Source organism: Marinibaculum pumilum, from assembly GCF_042646425.1.
Lineage (GTDB): Bacteria > Pseudomonadota > Alphaproteobacteria > Ferrovibrionales > Ferrovibrionaceae > Marinibaculum > Marinibaculum pumilum.
Window position 1 is genome coordinate 12,303 of sequence record NZ_JBHRTR010000013.1, and the last position, 13,179, is coordinate 25,481.

Consider the following 13,179-nt stretch of genomic DNA (forward strand, 5'->3'; position numbering starts at 1 on the left):
TGTCGGAGGGTCCGCTTCAACAGCGAACCGGAGCGGCCGGCCATGGCGGAACCCGTCGTCGTCAGCCGCGGACGCAGGCCGCGTTCAGCCGGCCAGGCCGGGACGGGCCGCCGGCAAGGCACCGTCCAGAGAGGCGCCGTCCAGAGAAGCGCTGTTTGGGGCAGCGCCGTCCGGTGCCGGTCCGGCGGCAGGATCGTCCGCGGCCATCTCCCGGTCGGGCGCCTCTTCCAGGAACTGGGTCCGGTAGAGACGGGCATAGAGGCCACCGCGCGCCAGCAGGGCGGCATGGTCGCCCTGTTCCACCACCCGGCCCTGGTCCATGACGTAGATGATATCGGCATCCAGGACGGTGGACAGGCGATGCGCGATGGTGACCGTGGTGCGTCCCTGCATCAGCCGCTTCAGCGCATGCTGCACCTTGCGTTCGGATTCCGTGTCCAGCGCGCTCGTCGCCTCGTCCAGCAGCAGGATCGGTGCATCGCGCAGCATCGCCCGCGCGATCGCGATGCGCTGCCGCTGCCCGCCGGACAGTTTCACGCCGTTCTCGCCGACGACCGTGTCATAGCCGTCCGACAGGCCGGTGATGAAGTCGTCGGCCGCCGCCGCCTCTGCGGCGGCGCGAATTTCCGCTTCGCTGGCGCCGGGACGGCCATAGGCGATGTTGGCCCGCACGGTGGTGTCGAACAGGGTCATCTCCTGCGACACCAGGGCGATGCCGGCGCGGAGGCTGGCCAGGGTGACGCCGCGGACATCCTGGCCGTCGATCAGCACCTGGCCGGTCGACGCGTCGTAGAAGCGCGGGATCAGGTTCAGCACCGTGCTCTTGCCGGCGCCCGAGGGGCCGACCAGCGCCACGCGCCGACCGGCGGGCACCTCCAGGGTGACGCCGCGCAGGGCACGGGTGCCGTCCGGATAGCGGAAGGCGACATCGGCCAGCCGGATCGCCCCGCCGCGGGGCGCGAAGGGCACGGCGTTCGCCGCATCGCGGATCACCGGTTCCACGTCCAGCACGGCGAACAGCCGCTGTGCGGCGGACAGGCCCTCCTGCAGCGCGGTGTTCAGGTTCGCCAGGCTCTTCAGCGGCTGGTAGGCCAGCAGCAGCGCGGTGATGAAGGAGGCGAAGGCGCCGAGGGTCATGTCGCCCTCCGCCGCCTGCAGGCCGCCGTAGAAGATCGCGGCGCCGACGGCGATGCCGCCCAGTGCCTCCGTCGCCGGCGAGGCGGCGGAACGGGCGCGGATCACCTTCGTCATGTGGTGCAGCCGGTCCTCCACCACCTGGCGGGCGCGGGCGGTCTCCGCCTCCTCCATGCCATAGGCCTGCACCATGCGGGCGCCGTCGAAATTCTCGTTCAGCAGGGCGGACAGGCGGCCGGTCTCCTCCTGGCTCTTGGCGGCGCCCTTGCGGGTCTTGCGACCCAGCTTGCCGGAGGCCAGGCCGACCATCGGAAAGACCAGGCAGACCACCAGCGACAGTTCCCATTCCTGGTAGAACATCACGGCGGCCAGGAAGATCAGGCTCAGGAAGTCCTTCACCATGCCGGTCAGCGCGCGGCTGACCGCGTCGCGCAGCAGCATCGCGTCGTAGAGGAAGCTGGAGATCAGCTTGCCGGTATGGATCTGGTGCAGCCAGGCGAGGTCGGCGCGCATCAGATGGGCATGCATCCGCACCTGGGTTTCCGCGATGATGCGCTGCCCGACCTCCGCCATGATGGTGTTCTGCAGGTAGCTGGCGAAGCCCTTCACGACGGCGAGCAGGATCACCGCGACCGGCACCAGATACAGGTATTGCAGGTCCTGCTGGATGAAGACCTTGTCCAGCGCCGGCTCCATCAGCCAGGCATTGCCGGCGGTGGCGGCGGCGACGATCGCCATGAACAGGACCGCCACGCTGAGCCGCCAGAGATAGGGCCGGATATGGTCCCGCAGCAGCCGCTTCACCAGCACATGGGTGGGCAGGTGCTGCTCTGGCGCGGGCGCCGTAGTGCGGCTGTCGTCCGGTGTGCCGGACGGGGCCTGTGTCTGGCCGTTGGCGGGCGCTGGCAATGCTTTGTCCTGGACCTGGAATGCCTCGGCGGGCGATGCCCGGCCTGTGGATGCCGTTGGATATGGGGTTGTGGTACGCGACGGCGCAGGCGGAGTAAAGAAGGCCGGCGGCCGCGGCGGTCAGGGCGACGGCAGGGTTCCGGGGCGGCCGACCTCCAGCACCACGCCGCCGATGAAGTCGACCTCGCCGCCTCCCGCCGACCAGGGCAGGAACAGCCGCTGCACGACGAAGAAGTCCCGGCCGGGGAACCAGAGCCGCACCTGCTGCAGACGGGGCAGGCGGTCGGCCACGATGGCGGTGAACAGGTCGGTGAGTCGCGCATAGCCGCCCGGATCGAACAGCTCGCTCACCTTCCGCCCGGTCAGGCTTCGCCCCGCGATGCGTTCGAACTCGGTGCCGGCCAGGCGATAGGTCGGCATCCATTCCCCGCCGGGACGAAGCTCGACCAGGACGAAGCGGCTCAGGAGCCGGCTGATCCGGTTCGGACGGATCTGCCTGTGCGACGGCAGGGCCCGACGCTCCGCGGCCAGCTCCGCCCAGTAGTCGAAGCACTGCCGGATCTCATCCGTGGCCGTCGCCAGGTCGTCGCGCCCCCGGACCACCTGCTCCACCACGGCGTCGCGCCCCGGCTGCAGCCAGGACAGGCTCGGTGGGTTCGTTCCTTGGGGCATCGGGTCCTCATTGCCCCGGGGCCGAAGGCGGCGTTGCCCCGCGATCGCCCCGACATTGCGCTCCGGAAACTAGGCAACGGTGATCGCAGGGTCGAGTTCTCCGGATGGCGGATGGCGGATGGCGGATGGGGCGATGCCGGATAGCGGATGGCGGGCGGCCTAATCCTGCTGCGGCAGCGCCCCCCACAGCCCCGCGGGTGAGGGGCTTTCGTCGATGAAGGCGGCGATGTGGGCGACCCGGCCATCGGACGCGGCCAGCGGCAGCATGAGGCGCTGTACCCGGTACATCTCCCGGCCCGGCCGACGCAGTTCCGATTCCAGGTAGCGCGGGAGCGGATCGGTGACCATCTGCCGGCAGACATCCGCCATTTCCTCATAGTCGGCGGCAGGATAGACCTCGCGCAGGAAGCGGCCGGTCAGGCTCAGGCCCTGGAGTTCCTCGAACCGGGTGCCGACCAGACGGAAGCGCAGCTCGATGCGATCCCGGTCGTAGAGGTCCAGCAGGATGAAACGGGACAGCAGGCTGCGCATCTCCTGCGGGCGGATGTCGGTCCGAAGCGGCAGTGTGCCGCGCCGGGCGGAGAGACCGCGCCAATAGTCGTAGCCGGCCCGGATGACCGACCCGCAGTCCCGGAGATCCGCCGGTCCGGCGATCACTGCGGGCGGCATTCCGGGCCTGCCCTGTCGCCCTCCGGTCACGTCGACGGCCCCGATCCGTCCATCCGCATTCCCCCCCACGTCATGCGCCTGTCGCGGGGCGGTCGCCCCGCTGGAAAGAAAGGCGCCGTCGCCCTATCCTCCTGCCCATGAACGCGACCCTGGACAAAGGCAGCGCCCGCTTCGTCGCCAGCGCCTGCCCGCATGACTGCCCGTCGACCTGCGCCCTCGAGGTCGAGCGGCTGGACGCCCATACCATCGGCCGCGTCCGCGGCGCAGCCGACAACAGCTACACCGCCGGCGTGATCTGCGCCAAGGTCGCGCGCTATGCCGAACGGGTGCATCACCCGGGCCGGCTGCTGCGACCACTGCAGCGCACCGGTGCGCGCGGCGACGGCAGCTACCGGGAGATCTCCTGGGAAGCCGCCCTCGACGAGGTCGCGGAGGCCTTCCAGAAGGCGGAGGCGGCGCACGGGGCGGAAGCCGTCTGGCCCTATCACTATGCCGGGACCATGGGGCTGGTGCAGCGCAAGGGCATCTACCGCCTGGCCCACGCCAAGGGCTATTCCCGGTTCCAGGAGACGATCTGCGTGACGATCTCGCAGGCCGGCTACAAGGCCGGCTGCGGCCGGATCACCGGCACCGACCCGCGGGAGATGGCGAAGTCCGACCTGATCGTGATCTGGGGCACCAATGCGGTGCATACGCAGGTCAACGTGATGACCCATGTCGCCCGCGCCCGGAAGGAGCGCGGCGCCAAGGTGGTCGTGATCGACCCCTACCGCAACGCGACGGCGGAATTCGGCGACACCCACCTGATGCTGCGCCCCGGCACCGACGGTGCCCTGGCGGTGGGCGTCATGCATGTCCTGTTCGCGGAAGGCTATGCCGACTGGGACTATATGCGCCGCTATACCGACTGCCCGGAGGCGCTGGAGGCGCATCTGAAGGACCGGCCGCCGGAATGGGCGGCGGAGGTCACCGGCCTGTCGGTGCAGGAGATCGTGGATTTCGCCCGCCTCTACGGCCGCACCGAACGGTCGTACCTGCGGCTTGGCTACGGCTTCGCGCGGCAGCGCAACGGCGCGCCCAACATGCATGCGGCCATCTGCCTGCCTGCGATCACCGGCGCCTGGCGGCATGAGGGCGGCGGCGCGCTCTACGTGAACGGCGACATCTACCATTTCGACATGAGCCTGATCGAAGGCCATGCGATGCGGGACGAGAGCATCCGCGCCCTGGACCAGTCGCGCATCGGCGCCGTCCTGACCGGCGATGCGGAGGCCCTGCACGGCGGCCCGCCGGTCACCGCCATGCTGATCCAGAACACCAACCCGATGATGGTGGCGCCGGACCTGAACGTTGTGCATCGCGGCTTCATGCGCGACGACCTGTTCACCTGCGTGCACGAGCAGTTCATGACCGAGACGGCGCAGGTCGCCGACATCGTCCTGCCGGCGACGACCTTCCTGGAGCATGACGACATCTACAAGGGCGGCGGCCACCAGCACATCATGATGGGGCCGAAGGTGATCGAGCCGCCGGGCGAGGCGCGGGAGAACCACTATGTCTTCCGGGAACTGGCTCAGCGCCTCGGTGTCGGCGACCGGCCGGGCTTCGCCATGAGCGCCTGGGAGATGGCGGACGAGACCCTGAAACTGTCCGGCTATCCCGGTGCCGCCGAACTGACCGAGATGCGCTGGCTGGACTGCCAGCCCGGTTTCGAGGAGGCGCATTTCCTCAACGGTTTCGCCCATCCCGACGGCCGCTTCCATTTCGCACCGGACTGGGCGGCGATCGGCCCGGCCCATGCGGTGATGCCGAAGCTGCCCGACCATCTGAACATCATCGACGTGGCGACCGCCGAACATCCGTTCCGGCTGGTGACCGCGCCGGCACGCAACTTCCTGAATTCCAGCTTCACCGAGACGCCGACCTCCACGAAGAAGGAGCGCCGGCCGGAAGTCATGGTCCATCCGGACGATGCGGAGCGCCTGGGCATCGCCGAGGGTGCCCCGGTCAGCCTGGGCAATGCGCGCGGCGAGGTGGCGCTGCACGCCACCCTGTTCGACGGGCTGCAGCCCGGCGTGCTGATCGTGGAGAGCATCTGGCCGAACAGCGCCTTCGAGGGCGGCATCGGTATCAATGCCGTGACCGGCGCGGACGCGGTGCCGCCGAACGGCGGCGCCGCCTTCCACGACACCGCCGTCTGGCTGCGGCCGCGCAACTGACGGGCCGGGCACCGGTTCGGCCGCCTGGGATGGACAAGGATGCGCCGCCGCCGGCCGACGGGGCAGGCGATCCGGAGCGCGCGGCGGCACTGGCGCAGGCGCGTGCGCTGGAGGCCGATGGCTGGCGGGCGCTGACCGCCGCCCGCGACGGTATGAAGGCGCTGCTGGAACCCGACGGCCCGCCGGGGCGCGAGCCGGAAACCGGGCGCCTGCTGGCGGAGCTCTGGCGGCTGGAACGGGCGATCCAGGCGCGCCGCAGGGCGGTGCGCCATTTCTCCCAGTCGGGCCAGGACCTGTGGCTGGACCGGCATGTCTTCCAGGGCAAGCGGGACGGCGTCTTCCTGGATATCGGCGGCTATGACGGCGTGACCGGCAACAACACCCTGTTCTTCGAGCTGTTCCAGGGCTGGACCGGCCTGCTGTTCGAGCCGGTGCCGATCTACCACGCCCGTGCCGCCCAGATCCGGCGCTGCCCCTGCCATTGCGTGGCGATCGGCGCGCATGAAGGACAGGCGGAGTTCCGCCATGTCCAACGCGGCGACCGCGAGCGCCGCCGCGGCCCCGGCGCCAGCCTGCCGCCGGACCGGGAGCGCCGGAAGGGCGTGCCGGTGCGACCGATCGCACCATTCCTGCGGGAGGCCGGCATCACGCGGGTCGACTATCTCTCCCTGGACGTCGAGGGCAGCGAGACGGAGATCCTGGAGAGCTTCCCCTTTGCGGAGGTGCCGGTGACCGCGCTGTCGGTGGAAAACACCTACGGCATCGCCGGCATCCATGCCGTGCTGGCCCGGCATGGCTATCGGCGCGCGGCAACGATCGGCGTCGACGAGATCTATCTGGCATCGTGACGGACGACGCACGGCAGCGCGCGACAGCACTGGAAGCGCAGGGCTGGGCCGCGCTGGAGGAGGCGAGGGACCTTCTTGCCGGCCTCGTGCAGGCGGAAGGGGCGACCGATACCGCGGCGGATGCGGGGCAGGTCCGGCCGCATCTCTGGCGCATAGAGCGCAGCCTGGAGGCACGGCGGGGGATGCTGCGGCATTTCTCCCAGCACGGCCAGGATGCCTGGCTGGACCGGCATGTCTTCCGGGGGCGGCGCGACGGCGTGTTCGTCGATATCGGCGGCTATGACGGGGTGACCGGCAGCAACACCCTGTTCTTCGAACTGTTCATGGGTTGGACCGGGCTGCTGTTCGAGCCGGTGCCGGACTACTGCGACAGGGCCGCCCGGATCCGCCGCTGCCCATGCCATTGCGTGGCCCTGGGCGCGGAGGAGGGGCATGCCGACTTCCTGCAGGTGGAGAGGGGCTTCACCCAGATGAGCGGCCTGATGCGTGGCATGACGGAGCGGCAGCTGAGGGTGATCCGGGGCAATCGCCGGAACAGGGAGAGCCTGCGCCAGGTGCCGGTGCGGCGGCTCGCGCCTTACCTGCGTGCCGCGCGCATCAGCCGGATCGACTATCTGTCGCTGGACGTCGAAGGCGGCGAGATGGAGATCCTGCGCACCTTTCCGTTTGCGGACGTGCCGGTGGCGGCCTGGACGGTCGAGAACAACGAGGGGATCCCCGATATCGGCGAGCTGATGGCCCGGAACGGCTATCGCATGGCCGCGAGGATCGGCGTCGACGAAGTCTATCTGCCCGCCTGACACCTGCAAGCGTTCCCCGACAGAAGCGCATGTTCTTCCCGGCGGATGGCCAGTCTTGCCGCGGAACCGGCAAATTGTGCCTGGAAAGCGACACCGGGCGGAGATTCTTTGGCACAAAGCGCGGCACGACATTTGCGTTAAACAAATTACAATCTTTTGACTGTCGCGGAGCCGCCTGTTGCGGCGTGAGAGACGGCAGGGCGCTCGACTGCGGGGGGCTGAAGTGGAAGCTGCGGTGGGATCGACTGGTTCGTCACGGCGTGTCGTCGGCATGCCCCGCGGGGGGCGCTGACATGGCGGTGCGGCGCCTGGCCCGTCAGGCAGGCGGCGGCGCTGCCGCGAAAGCCGCCCTCCCGGTGCGCGCCGGTCCCGGCGGATCGCCGAGCGAGACGCTGCAGGTCACGAAGCTGCGCCAGGTCTCGCCGCTCGGCCTGGTCGACCGCACGCATCTCTGCGACTGGCAGGACGGCGGCCGGCAGCCCCGCCTGACCCTGGTCTCCGCCCCGGCCGGCTACGGCAAATCCTCCCTCCTGCATGCCCTCTGCGTGCGGATGGCTGCGCAGGGGCGCGCCGTGGGCTGGCTGAGCCTGGACAGCGACGACAACGATCCGATCCGGCTGCTGACCTACCTGGCCGCCGCCGCGGACGATGCGGCATCCGGCAGCGGGCGGCGGGCGCTGGAACTGCTCCGCTCCGGCCAGCAGCCGGCGGAGATCCTGGCCGCCCGGACCCTTCTTGCCGATCTCGAGCGGGTTGAGCCGCAGGTCACCCTGTTCCTGGACGATGCGCATCTGCTGACCGCGCCGGGGGCGGAGGGCGTCCTGCGGCGGTTGCTGGAATCCGCGCCGGCAAACCTGCGCTTCGTGGTGGCCAGCCGGCAGGAACTGCCGCTGGAGCTGTCGCAGCTGCGGCTGTCGCGCGAACTTCTCGAAATCGATGCGGCGGCGCTGGCCCTGAAGCCCGAGGAGATCGTGGCACTGGCGGAGCGCAGCGGCTTCCCGCCGCTGGGACCGGAGGTCCTGCAGGCCCTGCACCGCAACACGGAGGGCTGGGCCGCCGGCATCCAGCTGTTTCTCCTCGCGGTTGCCCATGGCGAGAACCAGGAGACGCTGCTGGACCGGTTCGACGGGCGCGACCGGCACCTTTCGGACTATCTCGGCCAGACCGTCCTGCGTGCCCTGCGGCCGGACCTGCGGGAATTCCTGCTGCAGACGGCCGCGCTCGACAGGTTCTGCGACGAGGCCTGCGGCGCGCTGCTGCCCGACGCCGCCTGCAAGGCGATGATCGAGGAACTGGACCGGGCCAACCTGTTCGTGATCCCGCTGGACCGGCATCGCAAGTGGTATCGCTATCACCATCTGTTCGGCGACTTCCTGCGCGACCGGCTGGAGATGGAACAGCCCGGCCGTCTGGCCAGCAACCTGCGCAAGGCGGCACGCTGGTGCGCCGCGCATGGCGCGATCGGCGAGGCGATCAGCTATGCCAAGCGGGGCGGCGATTTCGAGTTCGCGGCAGACCTGATCGCCAGCGCCTATGAGGAGGCAGGGCAGTACCAGGGCGATCACGGTTCGGTGCTGCACTGGATCCTGGACCTGCCGGAGGCCTGCCTGGACCGTTTGCCGCAGATCCGCCTGGGTAAGGCATGGTCGCTGTCGTTCAACAACGGCCATGAAGAGGCCCTGGCGGAGATTGCGAAGGTCGAGCGCGCGGCGGCGGCGGCCCCGCCGGAAGCGGCCGCCGGCCTGCGCCAGACTGCCGGCATGATCCGCTGCGTCAGCGCCTGCCTCAGCGGTGATGCGGAAACGGCCCGTTTCGGCGGCGAAGCCTGGCTGAAGGCCTGGCCGGATGCACCGGACTTCCATCGCGGCAGCGTGGCCAATGCCATGGCCTATGCCTGTGTCGCGCGGCGCGAGTTCGAATTCGGCCTGGCGGCGGTGGAACTCTCCTTCGCCGCCCAGAAATTCGTTCAGTCGGACTATGGGGTGATCTGCGCGCTGGCGGTGAAGGGGATGCTGCTGATCGGCATGGGGCGCCTGGCGGAGGCCGAGCGGACCGTCCGGGACGGCCTGGAGCGGGCGCTGGCGCTGTGGGGGGAGCATTCCCAGGCGTACAGCCAGATGGCCGCGCTGCTGACCGGGATCTGCTACGAGACCGACCAGCTCGACGAGGCCCGTCGCCTCTATGCCGCCGGCGAGATGGCGATGCAGCAGATCGCCTCGCCGGAGCTGAAATACATCCAGTACGGCATCGGCGCCCGCCTTGCGCGGCTGGAAGACAGGGACCGTGCCATGGCACTGATCCGCGCCGGGATCGGTGAGGCGCGCGCGCTGCGCCGGCCGCATCTGGCCGCCCGCCTGGCCGCCGACGGTGTCGCGATGCTGCTGGAGGATGGCCGCGTGACCCAGGCCGAGAACGTCGCCTGGCGGGATTTCCCCGACCCCCTGCCGACCGGATCCGGCGACCGCTCCTGGCTGGAGGCGCAGCTGACGGCGGCGCGAAGGGATATCGCGATCCGCCTCGCCCTGTGGCGTGGCGATCACAGCGCGGCCCTGTCGGAGGCGAACCGCCAGGCATCCGATCTGAAACGTCGGACAAGCCCGGCGGAGATGATCACCGCGCGCCTGCAGAAGGCGGCGGCCCTGCATGGCAGCGGCGCCGAGCGACCGGCCCTGCGGGCCGCAGAAGAGGCGGTGCGCCTGGCGCTGGAGACCGGCATGACCCGCCGCATCGTCGACGAACTGGGCTGGGCGGGGGTGGTGCTGGAGCGCTTCGCGGCTGCGCGGGCGGCCGGAGACCTGGCAGCCGGCGGCGACGTCGCCGCTGCGGCCCTGCAGGCCGTGCTGCGGCAGGACATGCCGGCAGCGGAACCGGAACCGCCCGGCCGGGCCGCCGCCGCCGCGCAGGCAGGCGACGCGGACCTGAGGCCGAAGGAACGCCAGATCCTGTCGCTGGTTGCCCAGGGGCTGAGCAACCGGGACATTGCCGAGACCCTGTTCCTGTCGGAAAAGACCGTGAAGTGGCACCTGTACAATGCCTACGCCAAGCTTGGCGTGAAGAACCGCACCGCCGCCGTGCGCGAGGCCCGGGCGGCCGCCCTGCTGGACTGAGCCGGGCCCGGGATCGCTCGGCTTGCGGGCAGTCGGCCCCGGGGCCAAAGTCCGGCCCCGACCGTGCAGAACCATACTTTGGACCGGCGCTGCCCGCGCCCCGCTCTGCTTTCCTTGCTGAAGGGAGGCAAGGAGGAGGGGGCCGTGTCGATCGAGGCAGCACGCAGGCAGCCGTTCCTGCGGGAACCGGGCCAGCACGAGCCGGGCGAACCCTGGAGCGCGGAATGGCGGGACTATCTGCGCGCCCTCTACCGCGATCCCGAACCTGCGCGACATGATTCCGTGGTCATTGCCGGCGACGACCTGGCGGCCCTGGCCTTTGCCGCGCGGCTGGCCCGCAGCGGGAGCTTCGCCGGACGGATCGTGATGCTGGCGCCGCCGCGGCGCATGACCCGGCAGCTGCTGTTGCCGGTCGGCGTTCACGCGCAGGCGCTGGCGGAGCTCGCTGAGGCGGCCGGCACCCGCGCCGCCGCAGCCATTGATGCCGCGCTGGTCCAGCGGCCGATCACCGGTGCCGGCGCGGCGGGCCTGTGGGGGATCCGGCAGGACAGCCTGGCGGCGGCGCTGCGTGGGGTGACGGATGGCCTGGGCGTGGCGCATGTCGCCGGCTGCCCATCCGGGCCCCGGCAACTGCTGAGGCTGGCACGTGGCGCGCGCCCGCTTCTGGTGAACGCCACCGGTAACCCCCTGCTTCTGGGCACCGCCGTGCCATCGCCCCGAAGGCATCTGGCCGGCGTCCAATGCGCGTTCCGGGAAACCGGGATGAAGCGACCCGGGGCGGCGGCACAGGTGCGCCCGCTGCGGCGTACCGCAGGGGGCACCGCATGGGGCACCGGACCCGCCGGGCTGCGCCTCGTCTTCATGCCCTTCGCCGATCCGCTGTCGCCGGACGCGACCTTCTGCGGCCTGGCCTGGCTGCCGCGCCGCGGCGGGCTACCGGAGGCCTGGCCCGACCATGGGCCTCTGGCCGAAGCCCTGTTTGCGGCTGCGCACCGCCATGGCCTGGTGCCGGACGCGCCGGAGCAGACCCTGGGTTGGCTGGCGCGCGCCCTGCCGGCGGGACCGGTCGAGCCCGGCGGCGCCGCGCCTGGAGGGCTGGAGCTGCGGCGTGCCTGGGAGGTGGCGCCGCCGCAGTTCCTGATCGACGGCCGGGCCGCCATTGCCGTCGGACGGCGGGCCGCCGAAGCCCTGCTGCGGGGGGAACCGCCGCTGGCTGCAGCCGCGCGGGCGTTGCAGGGCTTGCGCTGGCGGTCCGTCGCCGCGGGCCTCTCGCCTTCCTTCCGCGCACCACGCCGGCGGGACGGTACGCCCAGGCCGGCAGACTGCGCCGGCAGGTGGGTCCGTGAGAGATGAAAACCATACTTTCGACCGGCGGCATGGCGACGGTCCTGCGCTATGAGCAAGGGGTGGGACGCTGCGGTCCCGGAAGGGGGGAGTGATGGCCATCATGGATCCCGGTGGGGGCACGCTCTACGAAGCGGAGGATGACGTCGATGCGGCGCCGGAGCGGCCCGGGCCGGAGCCGGCCGCCGGCCGGGCCCAAAGCTGGGACACGGGGTGGGACAGGATGGTCCGACCGGCACGGGATCCCGACTATGATTCCGTCGTGGTGGCAGGCAACGGCGTCGGCGCGCTGGCCTTTGCCGCCAGGCTCGCCCGCAGCCCGGACTATGCCGGGCGGGTGGTCGTCGTCGCGCCGCCGATCGCGGAATCGCGCCGGCTGATCAGCGGCGTATCGCTACGGGCGCGGGCGGCGGACTATCTGGCCGATGCACTGGGTGTCGAGCGGGCGGCGCTGGTGGCGGCGATCGCCGGAAGCGGGAGCGGCGCGCCGGCGCTGTTCGGCCAGACATCGTCGCTGGCCCAGCGCGATGACGATGGCATCTGGCAATTCTCCCGCCACGGCCGCCGCCGGAACCGGCGCAACGAGGCCGGCGAACCCTGCGGCTACGGCTTCCGCAACTCGCGCATCGTGGCGGGCGTCTGGGGCCTGGCGGACCGGCTGGGCGTCCGGCTGGTGCCGGAAATGGCGGAGTCGGCGGCGCATCTCCGTGCGCTGGCGCCGGGGACCCGGCCCCTGATGGTCAATGCCACTGCGGATGCCAGGCTGCTGGGCGCGGCGCCGGGTCAGCCGAACCGGATGGTGCTGGCCAGCCAGGTGCCGTTCGTGGAAATGCCGCACGGCATCACCCATCCGCTGCAGGCCGGCACCGCGCACACGCCGCTGGTGCGTCGCGAGGGCAGTGTCGATGCCGGCTATTTCATTCCCTATGCAGACCCGCTGTCGCCCCGGGCCTCCTGGTACGGCCTGCTGACACGCACGGTGCCGGCGGATTGCGCCTTCGACCCGCAGCGCGAGCTGGAGGTGATGACCGAGGAGCTGTTCGGCCTCGGCGCCGCCTTCGGCCTGCTGCCGGACGAGCCGGAGCAGACCCTGGGCTGCGCGCTGGTTCCGGCCGCGCCGGAATGGGGCACCATCCGCTCCGCGCCCGGCTGCCTGGAACTGCGCCGCGCCTATTTCGCCGGATCGCAATGGTTCTATGCGGACGGCATGATGTCGGCGGCGGCCGCCGGCCTGTTGGCGGCCCGCGCGGTGCTGAGCGGTGCGGATCCCGATCGCGTCGTGCGGCGCGCGCTGCGCAGCCTGCGCTGGCAGACCCAGCTGTGGTGGCTGGAAACCTCCCGCGTGCCTCTGCTGCGGGACCGCCTGATGCATCTGCGCGGCCGCATCGCGCCGGCCCATGCGCCGCGCCTTGGCGCGCCCTGGCCGGTCGGCGCAGAGGTGCTGGACGAGACCCTGCAGACCTGATTCCGGCCCTGC

9 protein-coding genes are annotated in these 13,179 nt (G+C 70.9%); 6 read left to right on the top strand and 3 right to left on the bottom strand.

Annotation, left to right across the window (positions count from 1 at the left end; genetic code table 11):
- Positions 1 to 84 precede the first annotated feature (84 nt).
- The 3 genes from ACFOGJ_RS04215 to ACFOGJ_RS04225 all read right to left on the bottom strand — a co-directional run bounded on the left by ACFOGJ_RS04215 (position 85) and on the right by ACFOGJ_RS04225 (position 3,384).
- Positions 85 to 2,043: an ABC transporter ATP-binding protein gene (locus tag ACFOGJ_RS04215; RefSeq protein WP_379898399.1), complete on the bottom strand. Its 1,959-nt coding sequence runs from the start codon at positions 2,041 to 2,043 to the stop codon at positions 85 to 87.
- A gap of 120 nt (positions 2,044 to 2,163) precedes the next feature.
- A complete protein-coding gene (locus tag ACFOGJ_RS04220) occupies positions 2,164 to 2,715 on the bottom strand; it encodes a PAS domain-containing protein (protein ID WP_379898401.1) in 552 nt (183 codons plus the stop codon).
- Positions 2,716 to 2,874: 159 nt separating this feature from the next.
- Positions 2,875 to 3,384, bottom strand: coding sequence for a PAS domain-containing protein (locus tag ACFOGJ_RS04225; protein ID WP_379898402.1), 510 nt, complete (start codon positions 3,382 to 3,384; stop codon positions 2,875 to 2,877).
- Positions 3,385 to 3,521: 137 nt separating this feature from the next.
- On the opposite strand from ACFOGJ_RS04225, the gene ACFOGJ_RS04230 reads away from it, so the two are divergent.
- From ACFOGJ_RS04230 to ACFOGJ_RS04255, 6 genes are all read left to right on the top strand, one after another.
- Complete coding sequence (locus tag ACFOGJ_RS04230; RefSeq protein WP_379898404.1) at positions 3,522 to 5,603, top strand: molybdopterin-containing oxidoreductase family protein; 2,082 nt, start codon at positions 3,522 to 3,524, stop codon at positions 5,601 to 5,603.
- 29 nt (positions 5,604 to 5,632) lie between these two features.
- Complete coding sequence (locus ACFOGJ_RS04235) at positions 5,633 to 6,451, top strand: FkbM family methyltransferase (RefSeq protein WP_379898405.1); 819 nt, start codon at positions 5,633 to 5,635, stop codon at positions 6,449 to 6,451.
- Complete coding sequence (locus ACFOGJ_RS04240) at positions 6,448 to 7,251, top strand: FkbM family methyltransferase (RefSeq protein ID WP_379898408.1); 804 nt, start codon at positions 6,448 to 6,450, stop codon at positions 7,249 to 7,251. The genes ACFOGJ_RS04235 and ACFOGJ_RS04240 overlap by 4 nt, the downstream gene beginning before the upstream one ends.
- 293 nt (positions 7,252 to 7,544) lie before the next feature.
- The gene (locus ACFOGJ_RS04245; RefSeq protein ID WP_379898409.1) at positions 7,545 to 10,358 is read left to right on the top strand and encodes a LuxR C-terminal-related transcriptional regulator; all 2,814 of its coding nucleotides are present in this window, start codon (positions 7,545 to 7,547) and stop codon (positions 10,356 to 10,358) included.
- Positions 10,359 to 10,502: 144 nt separating this feature from the next.
- Positions 10,503 to 11,711, top strand: coding sequence for a hypothetical protein (locus ACFOGJ_RS04250; RefSeq protein WP_379898410.1), 1,209 nt, complete (start codon positions 10,503 to 10,505; stop codon positions 11,709 to 11,711).
- An 85-nt stretch (positions 11,712 to 11,796) separates the two neighbouring features.
- Positions 11,797 to 13,167: a hypothetical protein gene (locus ACFOGJ_RS04255; protein ID WP_379898411.1), complete on the top strand. Its 1,371-nt coding sequence runs from the start codon at positions 11,797 to 11,799 to the stop codon at positions 13,165 to 13,167.
- Positions 13,168 to 13,179: the final 12 nt, after the last annotated feature.

Excerpts from the sequence above, each read along its gene's own strand:
- ACFOGJ_RS04220 (WP_379898401.1), bottom strand. The coding sequence starts at position 2,715 with ATGCCCCAAGGAACGAACCCACCGAGCCTGTCCTGGCTGCAGCCGGGG.
- ACFOGJ_RS04225 (WP_379898402.1), bottom strand. The coding sequence starts at position 3,384 with ATGCCGCCCGCAGTGATCGCCGGACCGGCGGATCTCCGGGACTGCGGG.
- ACFOGJ_RS04230 (WP_379898404.1), top strand. The coding sequence starts at position 3,522 with ATGAACGCGACCCTGGACAAAGGCAGCGCCCGCTTCGTCGCCAGCGCC.
- ACFOGJ_RS04235 (WP_379898405.1), top strand. The coding sequence starts at position 5,633 with ATGGACAAGGATGCGCCGCCGCCGGCCGACGGGGCAGGCGATCCGGAG.
- ACFOGJ_RS04245 (WP_379898409.1), top strand. The coding sequence starts at position 7,545 with ATGGCGGTGCGGCGCCTGGCCCGTCAGGCAGGCGGCGGCGCTGCCGCG.
- ACFOGJ_RS04255 (WP_379898411.1), top strand. The coding sequence starts at position 11,797 with ATGGCCATCATGGATCCCGGTGGGGGCACGCTCTACGAAGCGGAGGAT.